This window comes from Bradyrhizobium sp. SZCCHNS30572 (assembly GCF_032484415.1).
Taxonomy (GTDB): domain Bacteria; phylum Pseudomonadota; class Alphaproteobacteria; order Rhizobiales; family Xanthobacteraceae; genus Bradyrhizobium.
Genome location: NZ_JAUESY010000002.1, coordinates 374575 through 395008 on the forward strand (window position 1 = coordinate 374575; position 20434 = coordinate 395008).

Below are 20434 nucleotides of genomic sequence, written 5' to 3' on the forward strand. Positions count from 1 at the left end.
GATGCCGGACTTGCGCAAGGATACGCGTTGCCAAGGACAGATGATGGCCCATTCGTTCACACCCGCGTCGTCGTCGAGGCCCGGCCCGAACCAGCCGGATCTCGACTCGGAGGCCGTCTGGCAGACGCGGATCGACCTCGCGGCCTGTTTCCGGATGGCGGCGCGGCACGGGTTCGAAGAGGGCATCTGCAACCACTTCTCGGCGCTGGTCCCCGGCTATGACGACCTCTTCATCGTCAATCCCTACGGCTATGCGTTCCGCGAACTGACGGCCTCGAAGCTCCTGGTGTGCGACTTCGACGGCAACGTCGTTGCCGGCGACGGCCGCCCGGAGGCGACCGCCTTCTACATCCACGCCCGCATCCACAAGGCGCTGCCGCGCGCCAAGGTCGCGTTCCACACCCACATGCCCTACGCCACCGCGCTGTCGATGACCGAAGGCGACCCGCTGATCTTCGCCGGGCAGACGGCGCTGAAATTCTATGGGCGAACCGCGGTCGACGCGAACTACAACGGGCTGGCGCTCGACGCGCGGGAGGGGGATCGCATCGCCGGGGCTGTCGGTGATGCCGACATCGTCTTCATGAAGCATCATGGCGTCATGGTTCTGGCGCCGACCATCGCCGAAGCCTGGGACGATCTCTACTACCTTGAGCGCGCCTGCCAGGTGCAGTGCCTGGCGCTGTCGACCGGCCGCAAGGTGGTGCCGGTCGCGCCCGAGATCGCCGAGGCCGCCTATCGCCAGATGCGCGAAGGAGATGCGGAATCGGCTCGGTTGCACCTCGAGGCCGTCAAGCGCATGCTCGACCTCGAAGAGCCGGTCTACCGGAGCTGAGGACGGATCGTCTGGAGGCTGGTTCGATGTCCAAATTGGAGCTTTCTGCCGAGCAGCACGCAGCGCTGGATCGCCCCGTCTGGTCAGCCCTGACCACCGGGCACCGAGCGCTTGCGGAGGGCGCCGCGCATGCTCGTCGCTATCCGGCGGCGATTGCGCCATTTGCCGCCATGTCGGACGACAGCGATGCTGCGTGGTCTGAACTCGCCGACCTTGCCAACGAGGATGTCGTTGCGATCGTGACCCCTGCACCCCCGGGCGATGTGCGTGGCCTTGACGCCCGGCTCAGAGCCAGCGTCCGCCAGATGGTTGCCGTCGGGGCGGTCGATCCCGTGGGGGATGCCGCGGTCGAGGTGCTGGACGAGCGCGACATTCCCGGCGATGCTGGAACTGACTGCGCTGACCAAGCCCGGTCCGTTCCTGGCCAGGACCCGCGAGCTGGGCCGCTACATCGGCATTCGCGACGGGGAGCGACTGGCGGCCATGGCCGGGGAGCGCATGCGCCTCGACGGGTTCACGGAAATCAGCGCAGTCTGTGTCCATCCGGACTATCGCGGCCTTGGCTATGCCCAGAGGCTCGTCACGGTCCTGATGACGGCCATCAGGGGCAGGGGCGAGACGCCGTTTCTCCACGTCATAGACGACAATCATGCCGCGATCGCGCTGTATGAGCGTCTCGGCTTCGTGTCGCGAGCCACCTTGTGTTTCACGGTGCTTCGGCAATCCGTCAGCCAGTGACGCGTGATGGGACCTTCGGAACGAAGCCGCGCGGCGTAGATTAGCAGATCCTTAACCAAGGCGCCCCATCTTCCGGCCATGGTCTCCCGCGCGCGGCTCAAATCGTTCCTGACCGGGCTCGCCCTCTACACGATGGCGGCCGCCATCATCGGCTATTTCGGCATCAACGCCTATACCGGCCGCTACGGCCTGACCGCGCGTCAGGAGCTCGACCAGGAGATCATTGCGCTCACCTCCGAGCTCGCCCGGCTGAAGCAGGAGCGGGCGGAGGGTGAGAAGCGCGTGTCGCTGCTGCGCTCCGACCGGGTCGATCCCGACATGCTCGATGAGCGCGCCCGCTTCCAGCTCGGCTACGCTAACTCGCGTGATCTGATCCGGATCAATCGGCCGAACTGAGCGAGCCGGTCTCCGCGATGCATCCGTTGTGAGACGCGCCTCGCGTCTGCGTAACGAACGCAGGCACGACAAGCCCATGACGAGGAAGACCCGCGCTGCGCGCGGGCCTTCGACGATCGCTGATGGGCTGCCCCTTATGCGGCCCGCACGGTGGCGAGGAACTTGTGGACCTCGGCCTTCAGGCGGTTGCTGTCCTGGGACAGTGACTGCACAGCGTTGAGCACCTGGGACGAAGCCGTCCCCGTCTCGGTTGCTTCGCGCTGGACGTCGGCAACATTCGCGGAGACCTCTTTCGTACCGCTGGCGGCTTGCTGGATGTTGCGCGAGATTTCCTGGGTTGCGGCGCCCTGTTCTTCGACAGCGGCTGCGATGGTGGCGGCGATTTCCGACATCCGGCCGATCGTGTCGCCGATTTCCTTGATGGCGGTCACCGAATGCTGAGTGGCGGTCTGGATGGCGCCAATCTGCTGGCTGATCTCTCCCGTCGCCTTGGCAGTCTGCTCGGCGAGCGCCTTGACCTCCGAGGCGACAACGGCGAAGCCGCGGCCAGCTTCACCCGCCCGCGCCGCCTCGATGGTGGCGTTCAAGGCCAGCAGGTTGGTCTGGCCGGCGATGGTGTTGATGAGCTCCACCACGTCGCCGATGCGAGCCGCCGCTTGCGACAATTCGCCCACGCGTTCATTGGTCTTGCGGGCCTGCTCAACGGCTTCACTGGCGATCGCCGAAGACTGCTGCACCTGTCGGCTGATCTCGTTCACGGAGGAGGACATTTCCTCGGTGGCGGCGGCGACCGACTGGACGTTGTTGGAGGCGGCGCCTGAGGCGCCGGCTACGACGGTGGCAAGACCCTTCGAGCGCTCGGCCGTTGCGCTGAGCGACTGGGCCGATGACTCCAGATCGGTCGCGGCCGACGACACCGTCTCGATGATCTGGCCGACCGCTGTCTCGAAATCGTTCGCAAGGCGCATCGTATCGATCTTGCGCTGCTCGGCCTGGCGTGCCTCCAGCTCGTTCTGCTCGGCCTCGAGCCGCTGGCGGGCGACGGCATTGACCTTGAACACCTCGACGGCACGGGCCATCTCGCCGACCTCGTCGCGCCGTTCCGAGTTCGGGATCTGCACAGCGAGATTCCCGTTCGCAAGCTCGGTCATCGTCCGGGTGATCGCTTGCAGCGGCCGGACCAGGCCGCGCGCGATCATCAGGGTCGCAATGCACAGCAGGGCGATCAGTCCGACGGCCCACATCAGCGTCACCTTGACGGAGGCGTAGAACGCCTCGTCGAGATCGTCGACATACACGCCTGTGCCCACAACCCAGTTCCACGGATCGGCCTTCATGGTGTAGCCGAGCTTCGCCACCGGGACGCTGCTGCCGGCGCGCGCGAACATATAGCTGACGAAGCCGCCACCAGGCTGGGTCGAAGCCGCGATCAACTCGCGTACGAAGGGCAGACCATTGGCGTCCTTTTCGTTGAGCAGACCCTTGCCCTCCCAATCCGGCTTCGGGCCAAGCACGAGGTTCACGCCGTCCGGCTGGTAGACGAAGATGTAGTCGTTCTTGCCGAACCGAATGCCGCGGAGCACGGCCTTGGCGCGGTTCTGCGCCTCGTCCGCGGTCAGGGCCCCCTTCGCCGCCGCATCGGCAAAGCCCTTCACGATCGACACGGCAGATTGCACCTGTCCGACGACTGCGGCCTTACGCTCTTCGACCAGGGCTGTTCGGGTGGCCAGCAGCTGGCTGACCACGGCGACGATACAGACGCCGATGGATAACGCGACCAGAACCGCAAAGCGGCGAGGGATGGTGAGAACCATGTTCGTTCCTGTCAGAGGGCCCAGGCAGCCGGACAGTCCAGGCAGCCAGGGATTTTCGTTGAGTTGTTTGATTTCGTTGATGAATTCGGAAAAATTGTGCGCTGCGGAGGGTTTAGAATTGATTGATTCGAAGGCCCGTAGGAACACGGAGACCCCCTGCCGCTGCTCGGTCGGAATATCCGTTATGCCGATGTTCGATATGTCGGGTTTTTTGGTCGCTGTCGGCGTCGTCGAGATCCCAACGATGAGGGTGTCGTCGAGGGCGTCGCCGGCTTGGCCTCACGCGTCCCATCCGCTGAGATGGCTGCTCTTTTTTGTAGCGGCCTGCGGTCGGATTCCAAAAATGGTGGAATTGTATTTGCAATATTTCGTGTGCATTGCAGCGCGGCACGCCAAAGCCTTCGGACGCGCCACGCGGTCCTTTTACGTCTCCTGGAGTTGAGCTAGAGAGAGCTACTTTTTCTCTCATCCGGAATTGCCATGGCCGCACCGAAGAAGACCGCCGCAAAGGAACAAGGGCAGGACAGAGACAACGGCCCGCCGCCGGAATTCACCAGAGAACAGGAATTGGCTGCGCTCCGCGACATGCTGCTGATCCGCCGCTTTGAGGAAAAGGCCGGTCAGCTTTATGGCATGGGTGCGATCGGCGGCTTCTGCCATCTTTACATCGGCCAGGAAGCCGTCGTGGTCGGCATGCAGATGGCGCTGAAGCCGGGCGATCAGGTCATCACCGGCTATCGCGATCACGGCCACATGCTGGCCACCGGCATGGACGCCAAGGGCGTGATGGCCGAGCTCACCGGGCGCCGCGGTGGATACTCCAAGGGCAAGGGCGGCTCCATGCACATGTTCAGCATGGAGAAGAACTTCTTCGGCGGCCACGGCATCGTCGGCGCCCAGGTCTCGCTCGGCACCGGCCTTGCGCTCGCCAACCGCTACCGCGGCAACGACTCGGTCAGCGTCGCCTATTTCGGCGATGGCGCGGCCAACCAGGGGCAGGTCTATGAGAGCTTCAACATGGCGGAGCTCTGGAAGCTGCCGGTGATCTACGTCATCGAGAACAACCGCTATGCGATGGGCACGGCGGTGTCGCGCGCCTCGGCGCAGACCGACTTCTCCAAGCGCGGCATCTCCTTCAACATCCCGGGCGAGCAGGTCGACGGCATGGACGTCCGCGCCGTGAAGGCTGCGGGCGAGAAGGCCGTTGCCTGGTGCCGCGAGGGCAAGGGCCCGTACATTCTGGAAATGCAGACCTACCGCTATCGCGGCCACTCGATGTCGGACCCGGCGAAGTATCGCACCCGCGAGGAGGTGGAGAAGGTCCGTCACGACCAGGATCCGATCGAGCAGGTGCGCAACCGCCTGCTGGCGGCCAAGGTCAGCGAGCAGGATCTCAAGACGATCGATGCCGACGTGCGCAAGATCGTCAACGAGGCCGCCGATTTCGCGCAGGCCGATCCCGAGCCCGATGTCGCCGAGCTCTACACCGACGTTTACCGCTGAGCGCGCGCAAGCTGTTTCTCTGGAGCTGATATGCCTATTCAAGTTTTGATGCCTGCGCTGTCGCCCACGATGGAAAAGGGCAATCTCGCCAAATGGCTGAAGAAGGAAGGTGAGGCGATCAAGTCGGGTGACGTGATCGCCGAGATCGAGACCGACAAGGCCACGATGGAGGTCGAGGCGACCGACGAGGGCACGCTCGGCAAGATCCTGATCCCCGAAGGCACCGCCGACGTCGCGGTCAATACGCCGATTGCGACCATCCTCGCGGATGGCGAGAGCGTGGCCGATCTCGGCAAGGCGGCACCCGCTGCCGAGATGAAAGCCGCGCAGTCGGCGCCGCCGGCCGAGCCGGCTGCTTCGGTGTCGGCATCGCCTGCGCCGACCGGCGTGGCTGCGCCGCAGAGCGTGGCCGAGCCCGATCCCGAGGTGCCAGCGGGCACCGAGATGGTGACGCAAACCATCCGCGAGGCGCTGCGCGACGCCATGGCCGAGGAGATGCGCCGAGACGGCGACGTCTTCATCATGGGCGAGGAGGTCGCCGAATATCAGGGCGCCTACAAGGTCACCCAGGGCCTGCTGCAGGAGTTCGGCGCCCGCCGCGTGATGGACACGCCGATCACCGAGCACGGCTTCGCCGGCATCGGCGTCGGTGCGGCGATGGCCGGCCTGAAGCCGATCGTCGAGTTCATGACCTTCAACTTCGCCATGCAGGCGATGGACCAGATCATCAACTCCGCGGCGAAGACACTCTATATGTCCGGTGGCCAGATGGGCTGCTCGATCGTGTTCCGTGGTCCGAACGGCGCCGCCGCCCGCGTTGCCGCGCAGCATAGCCAGGACTACGCGTCCTGGTACTCTCACGTTCCCGGCCTCAAGGTGATCGCGCCGTACTCCGCGGCGGACGCCAAGGGCCTGCTGAAGGCCGCGATCCGCGATCCGAACCCGGTGATCTTTCTCGAGAACGAGGTGCTCTACGGCCACTCCGGCGAAGTGCCGAAGCTCGACGACTATGTGATCCCGATCGGCAAGGCGCGCATCGCCCGCAGCGGCAAGGACGTCACCATCATCTCGTGGTCGAACGGCATGACCTACGCGCTGAAGGCCGCCGATGAGCTTGCCAAGGAGGGCATCGAGGCCGAGGTGATCGACCTGCGCACGCTGCGTCCGATGGACACCGAGACCATCGTCGCCTCGGTCAAGAAGACCGGCCGCGCGGTGACGGTGGAGGAGGGCTGGCAGCAGAGCGGCGTCGGCGCCGAGATCGCCGCGCGCATCATGGAGCACGCCTTCGACTATCTCGATGCCCCAGTCGCGCGCGTGTCCGGCAAGGACGTGCCGATGCCGTATGCGGCGAATCTCGAGAAGCTCGCGCTGCCCTCGGCCGCGGAGGTCGTTCAGGCCGCCAAATCCGTCTGCTACCGGTAAGCCGTCGAGGACGCCCAGATGGCCGGACCCAAGGAGCAGCCGCTGCCGCCCGATGTAATCGGCCGCGAGGACGCCACCGAAGTGTTGCGCGCCTTCGTGCTCGATGGCGGGCTCTCGATCGCCTTCCAGCGCGCGTTCGAGGAGCCCGACGTGTGGGGGCTGCTCCTGGTCGACGTCGCCCGTCATGCTGCGCGCGCCTATGCGCGCGAGAGCGATTATTCCGAAGACGAGGCGCTGCAGCGCATCGTCGAGATGTTCGAAGCCGAGCTGGCTCGGCCGACCGATACGGGCACCACCAGCCCCAGGTCGAAACAAGGTCACTGATCATGCCGATCAACATTCTCATGCCCGCGCTGTCGCCGACGATGGAGAAGGGCAACCTCGCCCGTTGGCTCAAGAAGGAAGGCGACCAGGTCAAGTCAGGCGAGGTCATCGCCGAGATCGAGACCGACAAGGCCACGATGGAAGTCGAGGCGGTCGACGAAGGCACCCTCGCCAAGATCCTTGTGCCGGAAGGCACGCAGGACGTGCCCGTGAACGACGTGATCGCGGTGCTCGCCGGCGAGGGCGAGGACGTCAAGGCGGCCGGCAGCGCGCCGGCGGCGGCCGCTCCCAAGCCCGAGGCCAAGCCCATCGCCTCGGCGGCTCCCGCTGCGACAGCTGCACCGGCCGCGGCGCCCGCGCCGAAGCCGGCTACGGCTCCTGCGCCAGCCGCGCCTGCGGCGGCCCCTCAGGTCAACGGCCATGCGCGCATCTTCTCGTCGCCATTGGCGCGCCGTCTCGCCAAGGATGCCGGCATCGATCTCGGCCGCATCACCGGCACCGGCCCGCATGGTCGCGTCGTCGCGCGTGACGTGGAAGAGGCGAAGTCCGGCAAGGGCCTGAAGGCCGCGCCGTCGGCGGCTCCCGCCGCGGCAGGCGCGCCGGCGCTGGCGCCGTCGATGTCGGACAAGCAGATCCTGGCGCTGTTCGAGCCCGGCTCCTACGAGGTCATCCCGCACGACGGCATGCGCCGCACCATCGCGCAGCGCCTGACGGCGTCGGTGCAGAACGTCCCGCACTTCTATCTCACGATCGACTGCGACATCGGCAAGCTCCTGGCTGCGCGCGAGGAGATCAATGCGGCGGCTCCCAAGGACAAGGAGAAGAAGCCGCTCTACAAGCTCAGCGTGAACGATTTCGTCATCAAGGCGATGGCGGTGGCGCTGCAGAAGATCCCGAACTGCAACGTCAGCTGGACCGAAGGCGGCATGGTCAAGCACAAGCATTCCGACGTCGGTGTCGCCGTCGCAATGCCCGGCGGACTGATCACGCCGATCATCCGCAAGGCCGAGACCAAGACGCTATCGGCGATCTCCAGCGAGATGAAGGACTTTGCCGCGCGCGCCCGCTCGCGCAAGCTGAAGCCGGAGGAATATCAGGGCGGCACCACGGCCGTCTCCAACCTCGGCATGTACGGCATCAACCACTTCACCGCCGTGATCAATCCGCCGCATGCGACGATCCTCGCGGTTGGCACCTCGGAAGAACGCCCCGTGGTGCGCAACGGCAAGATCGAGATCGCGAGCATGATGAGCGTGACCCTGTCGTGCGATCACCGCGCGATCGACGGCGCGCTCGGCGCCGAGCTGATCGGCGCCTTCAAGCAGCTGATCGAGAATCCCGTGATGATGATGGTGTGATCTTGCTTTCCGGAGCGGGATGGCAAACGGGGCCAACGCATGCGCATCAGAACGCGGTGGCCCTGGATCACGGCGCTGGTGAGCGCCGCGCTGTTTGCCAATCCGCTCGGGATCGACGTCATCTATTCTGCCTTCTTCTCCGGCGAGGCGCTGTCGCGCGGCATCTGGGCGCCGATCGCGCTCGCCGGATTCGCTATCTGCACCCTGCTGATGCTCCTGGAAGCCGTCATGCGAGCCATGATCTGGCGACGCTCCGTCCGCAGCCCCACCGTCTGATTTCCGACTGCTTAAGTTGAATGGGAGCCGTCATGGCCGACACATCCTTCGACATCATCATCATCGGGTCCGGCCCGGGCGGCTACGTCGCCGCGATCCGCGCCGCCCAGCTCGGCTTCAAGACCGCGATCATCGAGAAGTCCTATCTCGGCGGCATCTGCCTGAACTGGGGCTGCATCCCGACCAAGGCGCTCCTGCGCTCGGCCGAGATCTATCACTACATGCAGCATGCTAAGGACTATGGCCTGTCGGCGGAGAAGATCTCCTACGATCCGAAGGCGGTTGTGCAGCGCTCGCGCGGCGTCTCGAAGCGCCTCAATGACGGCGTCGGCTTCCTGATGAAGAAGAACAAGGTCCAGGTGATCTGGGGCAAGGCTGCGATCGACGCGCCCGGCAAGATCACGGTGACCAAATCCGACGTCGAGGCGCCCAAGGGCGCGCTGGGCGAGGGGACCTATCAGGCGAAGCACATCATCGTTGCCACCGGCGCGCGGCCGCGCGTGCTGCCGGGGCTCGAGCCGGACAAGAAGCTGGTCTGGACCTATTTCGAGGCGATGGTTCCTGACAAGATGCCGAAGTCGCTGTTGGTGGTCGGCTCTGGCGCGATCGGCATCGAATTCGCCTCGTTCTTCCGCACCATGGGCTCTGACGTCACCGTGGTCGAGGTGCTGCCGCAGATCCTGCCCGTCGAGGACGCCGAGATCGCCGGCCTCGCGCGCAAGCAGCTGGAGAAGCAGGGCCTCAAGATCATGACCGGCGCCAAGGTCACCAAGCTCGACAAGAAGAGCGACAGCGTGGTGGCGACGATCGACGACGGCAAGGGCAAGACCGAGTCGGTCGAGTTCGATCGCGTGATCTCGGCGGTCGGCGTTGTCGGCAACATCGAGAATCTTGGCCTCGAGAAGCTCGGGGTGAAGACCGATCGCGGCTGCATCGTCATCGACGGCTACGGCAAGACCAACGTCCCCGGCGTCTACGCGATCGGCGACGTCGCCGGTCCCCCGATGCTCGCGCACAAGGCCGAGCATGAGGGCGTGGTCTGCGTCGAGGCCATCAAGGGCCTGCATCCGCACCCGATGGACAAGAACCTCATTCCGGGCTGCACCTATTGCCATCCGCAGGTCGCCTCCGTCGGCCTCACCGAGGCCAAGGCCAAGGAGCAGGGCCGCGACGTCAGAGTCGGCCGCTTCCCCTTCGTCGGCAACGGCAAGGCAATTGCGCTCGGCGAGGACCAGGGCCTGGTCAAGGTGATCTTCGACAAGAAGACCGGACAACTGATCGGCGCCCACATGGTCGGCGCCGAGGTCACCGAGCTGATCCAGGGCTATGTCGTGGCGATGAACCTCGAGACGACAGAGGAAGAGCTGATGCACACGGTCTTCCCGCATCCGACCCTGTCGGAGATGATGAAGGAAGCCGTGCTCGACGCCTACGGCCGCGTGCTGAACATGTAGCTCCGTCCCCGCTCGTCATGCGCGGGCTTGACCCGCGCATCCATCGCGCTTCGGGAAACTCTGCGAAGCGGATGGATTGCCGGGTCAAGCCCGGCAATGACGACAGCAGCCAGAAAGTCACTGCCGTGAAATCCAGCGACAATCTCACCATCGAACGTCCGACCTTCGTCACCCATCTCGAATGCGCGATGGAAGGCGATCACTATCCGGCGGATCAGGTCCACAACCTCTCCAAGGCCGGCAAGCCGCTCTTGGTGCGCTACGATCTCGCGGGCGTGAAGCGGGCGCTCACGAAGGACGCGCTGGCGCAGCGTCCGGCCGACATGTGGCGCTATCGCGAGCTGCTGCCGGTGCGCAAATGCCGGGACATCGTCAGCCTCGGCGAGGTCATGACACCGCTGATCAGCCTGCCCAAGCTGTCGAAGAAGCTCGGCGGCGGCGAGATCATCGTCAAGGATGAGGGCCGGCTGCCGACCGGCTCGTTCAAGGCGCGCGGCCTCGTGATGGCAGTGTCGATGGGCAAGGCGCTCGGCATCAAGCACATGGCGATGCCGACCAACGGCAATGCCGGTGCTGCGCTCGCGGCCTATGCGACCTCCTGCGGCATCAAGACCACGATCTTCTGTCCGGCCGATACGCCGGAGGTGAACGTCAGCGAGATCGAGCTGCAGGGCGCGACCGTCTACCGCGTCAACGGACTGATCGACGATTGCGGCAAGATCGTCGGCGAGGGCAAGGCCAAGGTCGGCTGGTTCGATACCTCGACGCTGAAGGAGCCGTATCGCATCGAGGGCAAGAAGACGATGGGCCTGGAGCTTGCCGAGCAGCTCGGCTGGGACGTGCCCGACGTGATCTTCTATCCGACCGGCGGCGGCACCGGCCTGATCGGCATGTGGAAGGCGTTCGACGAACTGGAGAAGATCGGCTTCATCGGTTCCAAGCGTCCGCGCATGGTCGCGGTGCAGGCGTCGGGCTGCGCGCCGATGGTGCGGGCCTTCGAGCAGGGCGTCGAGCATGCGACCCGGTGGGAAGACGCCCACACCATCGCGTCCGGCATCCGCGTGCCTCAAGCGGTGGGTGATTTTCTCATCCTGCGCGCGGTGCGCGAGAGCAAAGGTTTCGCCATCGCGGTCGATGATGAGAAGATTTCATCTGCGCTCAGCGAGGTCGCGCGCGAGCAGGGGCTGCTGTTGTGCCCGGAAGGCGCGGCGACCTATGCCGCCTACAAGCAGAGCCTGGCCGACGGGCGCGTAACGAAAAACGATCGCGTCATGCTGTTCAATTGCGCGACAGGACTTAAATATCCGCTGCCGCCGGTCACCCGCACGCTCGATCGTCACCAGCCGATCGACTTCGGGCAGTTCTAACTAACAACCAGCACCGCGGCCTCGGGCACATGCTCCGGCGCAGACGCATTCGCGTCTGCCGCCGGTGCGTGCGACACAAGGGAGGACGTGATGCGACGAGCTCTTTGCGCCGTGCTGTTGGTGTGTCTTGCGCTGATGCAGCCGGCGCGCGCCGACAATTATCCCTCGCGCGCGATCACCGTGATCGTGCCATTCGCTGCCGGCGGCCCATCGGATGCGATGATGCGCATCCTCGCCGAGCACATGAGACAGACGCTCGGCCAGCCCGTTCTGATCGAGAACGTGACAGGGGCGGGCGGTTCGATCGGCGTGGGCCGTGCCGTCCGCTCGAAGCCCGACGGCTACACCGTGAGCTTCGGCCATCTCGGCACCCATGTCGCCAACGGCGCCGTCTACCGGCTCGGCTATGACCTCGAAGCCGATCTCGAGCCGGTGGTGCTGCTGCCGAGCAATCCGATGATCATCGTCAGCAGGAACAACATCCCGGCGAAGTCGCTGCCGGAGTTTCTCGCCTGGGTGAAGTCGCAGCCGAATCCCGTGTCGGCCGGCACCGCGGGCAATGGCTCCGGCAGCCACATCGCGGGGCTCTATTTCGAGCAGATCACCGGCCTCAGGCTGCAATATGTGCCGTATCGCGGCACGGGACCGGCGATGAACGATCTGGTCGCCGGCCAGATCGATCTGATCGTCGACCAGACCTCCAACGCCATCAACCAGGTTCGTGCCGGGACGATCCGCGCCTACGCCGTCACCGACGCCAAGCGGCTCGAGTCCGCGCCGGAGATTCCGACCACCGACGAGGCCGGCCTGCCGGGCTTCCACATGACCCTGTGGTCGGGCCTCTGGCTGCCGAAGGGCGCCAGCAAGGAGATCGTCGACACCCTCAATGCGGCGGCGGTGGCCGCGCTGGACGAGCCGGATGTGAAAAATCAATTGAAAAACCTGGGGTTGCAGATGCCGACGGCCGACCAGCGCAGCCCCGCCGCGCTTGGAACCTTGCAGCGCGCCGAGATCCGCAAATGGTGGCCGATGATCCGCGCCGCTGGGGTGGTGCCGGAGTAGGCTCACCCTGCCACGCCCAATCGCACATGGTTGCGCATCGGCCACGAATGTTGCGACGTCGCCACAGTTTACGAAGTTTTGGTAACAATCTCCGGCGCTCCGCAAACGCGCCGCTTTTTAGCCACACCTGGTCGTGAAATACTTTGATCAGAACATAACCAGTGCGTGTGAGGCTGCCGAAAATCCACTTGCCGGATTTTGAGCGTTCTCCGCAGCACCGGGAGGCCAAAACAGCGATGGACGCGAAGACCGACATCAAGCGCAGGCTGCCCAGCCGTCATGTGACGGAAGGGCCCGAGCGTGCGCCGCATCGGTCCTACCTCTACGCCATGGGCCTCACCACGGCGCAGATCCATCAGCCCTTCGTCGGCGTCGCCTCGTGCTGGAACGAGGCTGCGCCCTGCAACATCGCGCTGATGCGGCAGGCCCAGGCGGTGAAGAAGGGCGTCGCCCACGCCGGCGGCACGCCGCGCGAATTCTGCACCATCACCGTGACCGACGGCATCGCGATGGGCCATGACGGCATGCGCTCGTCGCTGCCGTCGCGCGAGGCGATCGCCGATTCGGTGGAGCTGACGATTCGCGGCCATTCCTACGATGCGCTCGTCGGCCTCGCCGGCTGCGACAAGTCGCTGCCGGGCATGATGATGGCGATGGTCCGGCTCAACGTGCCCTCGATCTTCATCTATGGCGGCTCGATCCTGCCCGGCAATTTCCGCGGCCAGCAGGTCACCGTGCAGGACATGTTCGAGGCTGTCGGCAAGCATTCGGTGGGTGCGATGTCGGACGACGACCTCGACGAGCTCGAGCGCGTCGCCTGCCCATCGGCTGGCGCCTGCGGCGCCCAATTCACGGCCAACACGATGGCGACGGTGTCCGAAGCGATCGGGCTGGCGCTGCCTTATTCGGCCGGGGCCCCGGCGCCTTACGAAATCCGCGATGCCTTCTGCATGACCGCCGGCGAACAGGTCATGGAGCTGATTGCCGCCAATATCCGCCCGCGCGACATCGTCACGCGAAAATCCCTGGAGAATGCCGCTGCGGTTGTGGCGGCGTCCGGCGGGTCGACCAATGCTGCGCTGCATCTACCTGCGATTGCGCACGAGGCCGGCATCAAGTTCGACTTATTCGACGTCGCCGAAATCTTCAAAAAGACACCTTATATCGCGGATTTGAAGCCGGGTGGCCGCTATGTCGCCAAAGACATGTTCGAGGCTGGTGGCATTCCGCTCTTGATGAAGACGTTGCTCGACCATGGCTATTTGAACGGCGACTGCCTCACAGTCACCGGCCGGACGATCGCCGAAAACCTCAAAGGCGTGAAGTGGAATCCGCACCAGGACGTGGTGATGCCGGCTGACAAGCCGATCACTGCAACCGGGGGTGTCGTCGGTCTGAAAGGCAATCTCGCGCCAGAGGGCGCGATCGTGAAAGTCGCGGGCATGTCGAACTTGAAATTCTCTGGGCCGGCCCGCTGCTTCGATCGGGAAGAGGACGCCTTTGACGCCGTCCAGAAGCGCACCTATCGCGAAGGCGACGTGATCGTCATTCGCTACGAGGGGCCGCGCGGCGGTCCGGGCATGCGGGAAATGCTGCAGACCACGGCGGCGCTGACCGGGCAGGGCATGGGCGGCAAGATCGCGCTGATCACCGACGGCCGGTTCTCGGGCGCGACCCGGGGCTTCTGCATCGGCCATATCGGACCGGAGGCGGCGGTCGGCGGACCGATCGCGCTGGTCGAGGATGGCGACATCATCGAGATCGACGCCGAGGCGGGCATCCTTAACGTGAAGTTGAGCGATGCCGAGCTGGCGACACGCAAGACCAAGTGGACGCCGCGTGAGACGCATCACACGTCAGGTGCACTTTGGAAATATGCCCAGCAGGTGGGGCCGGCCGTGGCGGGCGCCGTGACCCATCCAGGTGGTGCGCAAGAGAAGTATTGCTATGCGGACATCTGATCGGATCCTTTTCGCATTGATGCTGGGGGTTGCCCCGCTCGCGTTGCCGACGCCATCGTTCGCGTTCGATGGCGCTCCGGTCAACCAGGAGCCGGCGATCCCCGTGGCTGGACAGCAGGCTGGCGCCGGCGCGCTGCGCAAGGCGCTGCCCGCGACGACGTCCTCGACCTCACCCACGCAGTCCCTGACGGCGCTGCAATACGCGGCGGAGGAAGGCCACCCGATTGCGCAGTTCAAGCTCGGCCGCATGTATGCGGCGGGCGATGGCGTTGCGCGCGACGACATGCGCGCCTTCGACTATTTCAGCCGCATCGCCAATGCGCATGCGGAGGACAGCCCGTCGGCGCCGCAGGCGCAGATCGTCGCCAATGCCTTCGTCGCGCTCGGCCGCTATTACCTGAGCGGCATCCCCAACACGAAGGTCAAGGCCGATCCGGATCGCGCGCGGGAGATGTTCTCCTATGCGGCGTCCTACTTCGGCAATGCGGACGCCCAGTACGACCTGGCGCGGATGTACCTGAAGACCGCGGATGCCTCGCGCGACGACTTCCGTTATGGTGCGCGCTGGCTCGGCCTCGCCGCGCAGAAGGGCCAGCACCAGGCCCAGGCGCTGCTTGGTCAGATGCTGTTCAACGGCGACCGGCTGCCGCGCCAGCCGGCGCGCGGACTGATGTGGCTCACGCTGGCGCGCGACAGCGCCGGTCCGGACGAAGCCTGGATCAAGGAGAGCTACAACCGCGCCTTCGCCAAGGCCTCGGACGATGACCGCGCCTCGGCGCTGCAGATGCTCGAGAGCTGGGTGCAGGGCAAGCGCGAGTAGCAGGAGCGGAATGCATCGCGTTCCCTCCGTTCGAGCGAGGGGCTGCGATGATCATCCGCGATGCGACGGCTGACGATGCCGAGGCGGCCTGCGCCGTGTTGCGGGCCTCGATTTCCGAATTGTGCAGGGACGACCACCGCGGCGACCCGCAGATCCTGGCGCGCTGGCTGGCCAACAAGACACCCCAGAACGTGGCGCAGTGGGCGGACGGGCAGGGGCGCTCACTGCTGGTCGCGGTCGAGGATGGTGCGATTCTCGCGGTCGGCGGGCTCGCCCATCCCGGCGAGATCACGGTCAACTACGTGTCGCCGCAAGCCCGGTTTCGCGGCATCAGCTCGGCGCTGGTGGCCGAGCTGGAGCGGCGGGCGCTCGCGCTTGGTGCAAGGGAGATCGCCTTGTTGAGCACCGAGACCGCGCATCGATTCTATCTCGCCCGCGGCTACGTCGATGTCGGCGTGCCCGCCGGCAAGTTCGGCACCGCGGCCTCCTATCCGATGCGCAAAACCCTTGGTCCCGTGCGGTGAGTCGCGGGTCGCGGCGGCACATCGAGGCCATGGCAGCGGATGCCTAACGAATAGGCGTCCGCGCGCCGATGTTCTGACCAGCGTCAGGTTCCAGAACTAAAATCGGCGAACTTTGGTACACGAACGACCGCGATGACGCCAAAACGCGCTTGGCACGATTCGTGAGTGCAAATCCTCTGCAACAGCAGAGGCGGCACGTTTGCACAGCGTTCGGATCGGCCTGATCATTCCTCAGCGCGGCTCGGCGGGGTTGTGGGCACCCTCCGCGGAAGCCTGTGGGCGGCTGGCCGTGACCGAGCTGAACCAGGCCGCCGGCATCCGCCGCCGACAGGTCGAGCTGATCGTCATCGACGCCGGCGCAACCGCCGCCAGCGCGGGTCGGGCCGCGGTCGAAGCGGTCGACGAGTTCGCCGTCGACGGCCTCGTCGGCATGCTGCCGAGCTACGCGCGCGATCCTGTCGCGCAAGCCGCGCGCGGCCGCGTGCCGTTCGTCTACACGCCCCAGTTCGAGGGCCTGCCGGCGAACAGCGATGTGATGACCACGGGCGAGACCGCCGGCGAATTGCTGGCACCCGCGATCCAATGGCTCTCGGAGTGCAAGCACGCCCGGCGCTTCTTCCTGTGCGGCAACGACTACATCTGGCCGCGTTCCTCGCTCGACATCGCCAAGCGCCTGATCGCGCGATACGGCGGCGTCGTCACCGGAGAGCACTACGTGCCGGTCGGCGTGCATGATTTCGACGAGATGCTCGATCGTATCAAGACCACGCGCAGCGATGTCGTTCTCCCGGTCTTTCTCGGCTTCGACTGCATCGCCTTCAGCCGCGCCTTCTGCGCCGCCGGGCTCAGCCGCCACGTTCTGCGCTTCTCCTCGGCCTTCGACGAGACCATCGTCTATGGACTCGACAGCAGCGAGACCGAGAACGTCTTCGTCGCCTCCAGCTACTTTGCATCGCTGCGCTCGCGCAACAACGGCGCCTTCCTGGAGCGTTACTACACGGCGTTCGGCGACAACCCGCCGCCCGCGAACGGCTATGGCGAGTCCTGCTACGAGGGCATTCACGCGCTCGCCGCGCTGATCGAGCGCGCCGAGAGCTTCGATGCGCGCGTTCTCAGGCGCTTCTTCGGGCGCACGCTGCAGCGGCGCACGGCGCGCGGCACGGAGGCGCAGCCGGTGGTTGGCGGCCGGCACCCGATCCACCTCGCCGAGCTGGACGGCTACGACTTCGCGGTCGTCGCCTCGCGCTGACGCGCAAGGTGCGCCCCAAAAAACACTTGCCTTTTCAACTATTGTAATTTTAAACTTTGCGCGACTTGTGCAACAGCATCACCAACCGATGGGGACCCAGATGACTTTTTCCCGCCGTCGTTTTCTGCAACGCTCGGCCATCGCGACGTCGACCTTGATCGCGGCACCTGCGGTGTTCCGCTCAGGCGCGCTCGCGGCCGAGAACCCGATCACCGTCGGCAGCCTGCATGACCAGTCGGGCCCGATCGGCACCTCCGGCACGCCGATGGTCTATGCGCTGCAGCTCGCCGTCGAGGAGATCAACGCCGCCGGCGGCCTGCTCGGACGTCCCTTGAAGGTGATCCACTACGACACCCAGTCCAACATCCAGCTGTACTCGCAATACGCCCAGCAGCTCGCGGTGAAGGACAAGGTCGACGTCGTCCACGGCGGCATCACTTCGGCCTCGCGCGAGGCGATCCGGCCGACCTTCGACCGCTTCAAGGTGCTGTACTTCTACAACACGCTGTACGAAGGCGGCGTCTGCGACCGCAACACCTTCTGCACCGGCACGACGCCTGCGCAGACGGTGGAGAAGCTGGTGCCGAGCGCGATGAAGAAGGCGGGAAAGAAGGCCTACATCATCGCCGCCGACTACAATTACGGTCAGATCACCGCGAAGTGGATGACCAAGTACTGCAAGGACAATGGCGGCGAGATCCTCTCGACCGACTTCTTCCCGCTCGACGTCACCAATTTCGGCTCGACCATCTCGAAGATCCAGGCGGCCAAGCCCGACCTCATCCTGTCGGCGCTGGTCGGCGGCAACCACACCGCATTCTACCGGCAGTGGACCGCCGCCGGCATGAAATCGAAGATCCCGATCGCCTCGACCACCTTTGGGCTCGTCAACGAGCCCTCGACGCTGGACGCGGCGGAAAGCGATGGGGTCATTGGCGCCTACGGCTATTTCGAGGAGCTGACCACGCCGGCCTCCAAGAGCTTCGTCGAGAAGATCAAGAAGGCGCATCCGGATTCGCCTTACATCAGCGAGCTCGCCTCGTGCACCTATGAAGGCGTGATGCTGTGGGCCGAGGGCGTCAAGAAGGCCGGCAGCATCGACCGCATGAAGGTGATCGAGGCGCTCGAAAGCGGCCTCGTCTTCGATGGTCCGAGCGGCAAGGTCTCGCTGGACAAGCCGACCCATCACACCGTCCGCAACGCGTTCCTGGCCGAAGTCAAGGATCGCAAATGGTCGGTGCTGGAAACCTACACCGATGCCAAGCCGGCGGACACCGCGAGTGTCTGCGACCTCGTCAAGAACCCGAACGATACCAAGCAGTACATCATCAATCTCTGACGCGCTTTCGGGTCCCGCCGCATCGGCGGGACCCGTTGTCTCCTGGACTGCCTGGAAAGACCCCGCATGGCGATCTACGTCATCCTCGCGCTCGACGTCCTCAATGGAATCTCGTCGCTGTTCCTGCTGTGCCTGGGACTGGCGATCATCTTCGGCATGATGAAGATCATCAATCTCGCCCATGGCGAGTTCATCATGCTCGGCGCCTATGCGACCGTCATTTCCGCCAATGCCGGTGTGAACATCTGGATCGCGATGTTGATCATTGCGCCCTTGTTCGTCGGCATCGTGGGCCTTGTCATCGAGCGCTGCCTGATCCGCTTCCTCTATGGCCGTCTCGTCGATTCGATGCTTGCGACCTGGGGCCTCAGCCTCTTGATCATCGGGATCATCACGACGATCTATGGCAACACCCAGCAGGGCGTGCCGACGCCGCTCGGCGGCTTCTCGATCGGCTCATATCAGTCGAGCTATTACACGTTGTTCCTCGCATTGATGGCGGCGGTCATGATGGCGATCATCTATGGCGTGATGCGCTACACCCGCTTCGGCCTGGTCGCGCGCGCCACGATGCAGAATCCGGCGATGGCGGCGACGCTCGGCGTCAACCCGGCTCGGGTCTACATGAGCACGTTCGCGCTCGGTGCGGCGGTGACCGGCCTCGCCGGCGGCCTGCTGGCGCCGGTCTCCGGCATCACCCCCGTGATGGGCGGCGCCTATGTCGCCAAGGCGTTCATGACCGTGGTCGGCGGCGGCGCCGCGATCCTCTCCGGCACGCTCTCGGCCGCGAGCCTGTTCGGCTCGGTCAACCAGATCGGCGCCTATTTCACCACGCCGGTCTATGGCGAGGTGATCGTCTTCACCACCGCGATCGTGCTGATCCGCTTGCTGCCGCAGGGCATCTCCGGGCGCTTCTTCAAGGGGAACCTGTGATGGACAAGCACCTCCGTCTTTCCGGCCAGGTGGGCGCGATCGTCCTTGCCATCGCAGCGATTGCGATCGTGCCGAGCGTGATCGAGCTGTTCGCGCTGATGCAGCTGACGCTGTTCGCTGCAATGGCGGTGCTGGCGCTCAGCCTCGCCTTCATCTGGGGCTTCGGCGGCATCCTGTCGTTCGGGCAGACCGCGTTCTTCGGGCTCGGCGGCTATGCCTATGCGATCGCGGCCATCAATTTCCAGGACTCGACGCCTGCGATCCTGGTGGCCATCGCGGTCCCGGCGACGTTCGCGGCGATCCTCGGCTATTTCATCTTCTTCGGCCGCATCTCCGACGTCTATCTCGGCGTCATCACGCTCACGGTGACCCTGATCCTGTTCAACTCGGTCAACTCGACCTCGGGCGATGCGTACAGGATCGGCAAGGCGCTGCTCGGCGGCTTCAACGGCATGCCGGCGGTGCCGACCTTCAACATGCCGTTCGATCCGTCGACCGTGCTGTCGCCGGAGCAGTCGTGGTGGACCACGGCCTATGTGCTGCTCGGCGTGTTCCTGATGCTGCGCCTGTTGCTGGCGCTACCGGCGGGTCGGATCATCGTCGCGGTGCGCGAGAACGAGGTGCGGGCCTCGCTGCTCGGCTACGACCCGCGGCTGGTGAAGTGCCTGACCTTCATCCTCGGCGGTGCGATCGCTGGGCTTGCCGGCGCGCTCTACGTCAACTGGGGCGCCTTCGTCAGTCCGACCATCTTCAGCCTGTCGCTGTCGGCGGAGATCATCATCTGGATCACGGTCGGCGGGCTCGGCACCTTGTTGGGGCCGATCATCGGCTGCGTCGTCATCGAATACATCGTCGCCTATATCGGCTCGCAGCAGCTGTTGAACTCCAACCTCGTGCTCGGCGGCGTGCTGGTGATCTTCGTGCTGCTGCTGCCGAAGGGCATGGTGCCGACCGCCCGCGATCTCGTGATGCGGCTGATGCCGGCCTCCAAGCCGAAAGCCAATGGTCCACCGGTGCAATCCGCTGCGGCGCCGCATCCTGCAGGAGCCGAATGAC

Annotated in this window: 20 protein-coding genes; 18 read left to right on the top strand and 2 right to left on the bottom strand. The window is 65.1% G+C overall.

Annotated features, from left to right (window positions below):
• Positions 1-43 precede the first annotated feature (43 nt).
• A complete protein-coding gene (locus tag QX048_RS06690; protein WP_316165288.1) occupies positions 44-835 on the top strand; it encodes an aldolase in 792 nt (263 codons plus the stop codon).
• An 83-nt stretch (positions 836-918) separates the two neighbouring features.
• Here the strand turns inward: QX048_RS06690 and QX048_RS06695 are convergent, their stop codons facing one another.
• Positions 919-1242 carry a hypothetical protein gene (locus QX048_RS06695; RefSeq protein WP_316200392.1) on the bottom strand — a complete coding sequence of 108 codons (324 nt, stop codon included), beginning with the start codon at positions 1240-1242 and terminating at the stop codon, positions 919-921.
• Between QX048_RS06695 and QX048_RS06700 the strand changes: the two genes are divergently transcribed.
• Together QX048_RS06700 and QX048_RS06705 are read left to right on the top strand one after the other, a co-directional pair.
• A complete protein-coding gene (locus QX048_RS06700; RefSeq protein WP_316200393.1) occupies positions 1217-1573 on the top strand; it encodes a GNAT family N-acetyltransferase in 357 nt (118 codons plus the stop codon). The two genes, QX048_RS06695 and QX048_RS06700, sit on opposite strands and share 26 nt — an antisense overlap.
• A 78-nt stretch (positions 1574-1651) precedes the next feature.
• Positions 1652-1969, top strand: coding sequence for a septum formation initiator family protein (locus tag QX048_RS06705; RefSeq protein WP_316200394.1), 318 nt, complete (start codon positions 1652-1654; stop codon positions 1967-1969).
• A gap of 134 nt (positions 1970-2103) precedes the next feature.
• On the opposite strand, the gene QX048_RS06710 is transcribed toward QX048_RS06705, so the two are convergent.
• Positions 2104-3783, bottom strand: coding sequence for a methyl-accepting chemotaxis protein (locus QX048_RS06710; protein WP_316200395.1), 1680 nt, complete (start codon positions 3781-3783; stop codon positions 2104-2106).
• A gap of 480 nt (positions 3784-4263) precedes the next feature.
• On the opposite strand from QX048_RS06710, the gene pdhA reads away from it, so the two are divergent.
• The 15 genes from pdhA to QX048_RS06785 all read left to right on the top strand — a co-directional run bounded on the left by pdhA (position 4264) and on the right by QX048_RS06785 (position 20433).
• Positions 4264-5286 (top strand): pyruvate dehydrogenase (acetyl-transferring) E1 component subunit alpha, encoded by a 1023-nt coding sequence (gene pdhA, locus QX048_RS06715; RefSeq protein WP_315711659.1) that lies wholly within the window; start codon positions 4264-4266, stop codon positions 5284-5286.
• Positions 5287-5316: 30 nt separating this feature from the next.
• Positions 5317-6711, top strand: a complete 1395-nt coding sequence (locus QX048_RS06720) for a pyruvate dehydrogenase complex E1 component subunit beta (protein ID WP_315827496.1) — start codon at positions 5317-5319, stop codon at positions 6709-6711.
• A gap of 18 nt (positions 6712-6729) precedes the next feature.
• A complete protein-coding gene (locus QX048_RS06725; protein WP_015666657.1) occupies positions 6730-7035 on the top strand; it encodes a DUF5076 domain-containing protein in 306 nt (101 codons plus the stop codon).
• A 2-nt stretch (positions 7036-7037) separates the two neighbouring features.
• Positions 7038-8393 carry a pyruvate dehydrogenase complex dihydrolipoamide acetyltransferase gene (locus tag QX048_RS06730; protein ID WP_315827497.1) on the top strand — a complete coding sequence of 452 codons (1356 nt, stop codon included), beginning with the start codon at positions 7038-7040 and terminating at the stop codon, positions 8391-8393.
• Between the two features lie 39 nt (positions 8394-8432).
• On the top strand, positions 8433-8669 hold the full coding sequence (locus QX048_RS06735; RefSeq protein WP_315827498.1) for a hypothetical protein: 237 nt from the start codon (positions 8433-8435) through the stop codon (positions 8667-8669).
• A gap of 32 nt (positions 8670-8701) precedes the next feature.
• Entirely contained in the window at positions 8702-10123 is a 1422-nt protein-coding gene (lpdA, locus tag QX048_RS06740) for a dihydrolipoyl dehydrogenase (RefSeq protein WP_315827499.1), read from the top strand.
• Between the two features lie 125 nt (positions 10124-10248).
• On the top strand, positions 10249-11490 hold the full coding sequence (locus tag QX048_RS06745) for a threonine synthase (protein WP_315827500.1): 1242 nt from the start codon (positions 10249-10251) through the stop codon (positions 11488-11490).
• A gap of 90 nt (positions 11491-11580) precedes the next feature.
• Positions 11581-12552 carry a tripartite tricarboxylate transporter substrate binding protein BugD gene (locus tag QX048_RS06750; protein WP_315827501.1) on the top strand — a complete coding sequence of 324 codons (972 nt, stop codon included), beginning with the start codon at positions 11581-11583 and terminating at the stop codon, positions 12550-12552.
• A 236-nt stretch (positions 12553-12788) separates the two neighbouring features.
• Positions 12789-14513 (top strand): dihydroxy-acid dehydratase, encoded by a 1725-nt coding sequence (gene ilvD, locus QX048_RS06755; protein ID WP_315827502.1) that lies wholly within the window; start codon positions 12789-12791, stop codon positions 14511-14513.
• Between the two features lie 103 nt (positions 14514-14616).
• Positions 14617-15333 carry a tetratricopeptide repeat protein gene (locus tag QX048_RS06760; protein ID WP_409977886.1) on the top strand — a complete coding sequence of 239 codons (717 nt, stop codon included), beginning with the start codon at positions 14617-14619 and terminating at the stop codon, positions 15331-15333.
• 47 nt (positions 15334-15380) lie between these two features.
• Complete coding sequence (locus QX048_RS06765) at positions 15381-15857, top strand: GNAT family N-acetyltransferase (protein ID WP_315827503.1); 477 nt, start codon at positions 15381-15383, stop codon at positions 15855-15857.
• 199 nt (positions 15858-16056) lie between these two features.
• Complete coding sequence (locus QX048_RS06770) at positions 16057-17106, top strand: substrate-binding domain-containing protein (protein WP_315827504.1); 1050 nt, start codon at positions 16057-16059, stop codon at positions 17104-17106.
• A gap of 100 nt (positions 17107-17206) precedes the next feature.
• A complete protein-coding gene (locus QX048_RS06775; protein WP_315827505.1) occupies positions 17207-18445 on the top strand; it encodes an ABC transporter substrate-binding protein in 1239 nt (412 codons plus the stop codon).
• 66 nt (positions 18446-18511) lie between these two features.
• Positions 18512-19378 (top strand): ABC transporter permease subunit, encoded by an 867-nt coding sequence (locus tag QX048_RS06780; RefSeq protein ID WP_315711674.1) that lies wholly within the window; start codon positions 18512-18514, stop codon positions 19376-19378.
• Positions 19378-20433, top strand: coding sequence for a branched-chain amino acid ABC transporter permease (locus tag QX048_RS06785; RefSeq protein ID WP_315827506.1), 1056 nt, complete (start codon positions 19378-19380; stop codon positions 20431-20433). Before QX048_RS06780 ends, QX048_RS06785 begins: the two co-directional genes overlap by 1 nt.
• Position 20434: the final 1 nt, after the last annotated feature.

What these genes read in the sequence shown, in the direction of transcription:
- QX048_RS06690 (WP_316165288.1), top strand. Translation starts at nt 44, where the DNA reads ATGGCCCATTCGTTCACACCCGCGTCGTCGTCGAGGCCCGGCCCGAAC.
- QX048_RS06700 (WP_316200393.1), top strand. Translation starts at nt 1,217, where the DNA reads ATGCTGGAACTGACTGCGCTGACCAAGCCCGGTCCGTTCCTGGCCAGG.
- QX048_RS06705 (WP_316200394.1), top strand. Translation starts at nt 1,652, where the DNA reads ATGGTCTCCCGCGCGCGGCTCAAATCGTTCCTGACCGGGCTCGCCCTC.
- QX048_RS06710 (WP_316200395.1), bottom strand. Translation starts at nt 3,783, where the DNA reads ATGGTTCTCACCATCCCTCGCCGCTTTGCGGTTCTGGTCGCGTTATCC.
- pdhA (WP_315711659.1), top strand. Translation starts at nt 4,264, where the DNA reads ATGGCCGCACCGAAGAAGACCGCCGCAAAGGAACAAGGGCAGGACAGA.
- QX048_RS06720 (WP_315827496.1), top strand. Translation starts at nt 5,317, where the DNA reads ATGCCTATTCAAGTTTTGATGCCTGCGCTGTCGCCCACGATGGAAAAG.
- QX048_RS06725 (WP_015666657.1), top strand. Translation starts at nt 6,730, where the DNA reads ATGGCCGGACCCAAGGAGCAGCCGCTGCCGCCCGATGTAATCGGCCGC.
- QX048_RS06730 (WP_315827497.1), top strand. Translation starts at nt 7,038, where the DNA reads ATGCCGATCAACATTCTCATGCCCGCGCTGTCGCCGACGATGGAGAAG.
- QX048_RS06735 (WP_315827498.1), top strand. Translation starts at nt 8,433, where the DNA reads ATGCGCATCAGAACGCGGTGGCCCTGGATCACGGCGCTGGTGAGCGCC.
- lpdA (WP_315827499.1), top strand. Translation starts at nt 8,702, where the DNA reads ATGGCCGACACATCCTTCGACATCATCATCATCGGGTCCGGCCCGGGC.
- QX048_RS06750 (WP_315827501.1), top strand. Translation starts at nt 11,581, where the DNA reads ATGCGACGAGCTCTTTGCGCCGTGCTGTTGGTGTGTCTTGCGCTGATG.
- ilvD (WP_315827502.1), top strand. Translation starts at nt 12,789, where the DNA reads ATGGACGCGAAGACCGACATCAAGCGCAGGCTGCCCAGCCGTCATGTG.
- QX048_RS06765 (WP_315827503.1), top strand. Translation starts at nt 15,381, where the DNA reads ATGATCATCCGCGATGCGACGGCTGACGATGCCGAGGCGGCCTGCGCC.
- QX048_RS06775 (WP_315827505.1), top strand. Translation starts at nt 17,207, where the DNA reads ATGACTTTTTCCCGCCGTCGTTTTCTGCAACGCTCGGCCATCGCGACG.
- QX048_RS06780 (WP_315711674.1), top strand. Translation starts at nt 18,512, where the DNA reads ATGGCGATCTACGTCATCCTCGCGCTCGACGTCCTCAATGGAATCTCG.
- QX048_RS06785 (WP_315827506.1), top strand. Translation starts at nt 19,378, where the DNA reads ATGGACAAGCACCTCCGTCTTTCCGGCCAGGTGGGCGCGATCGTCCTT.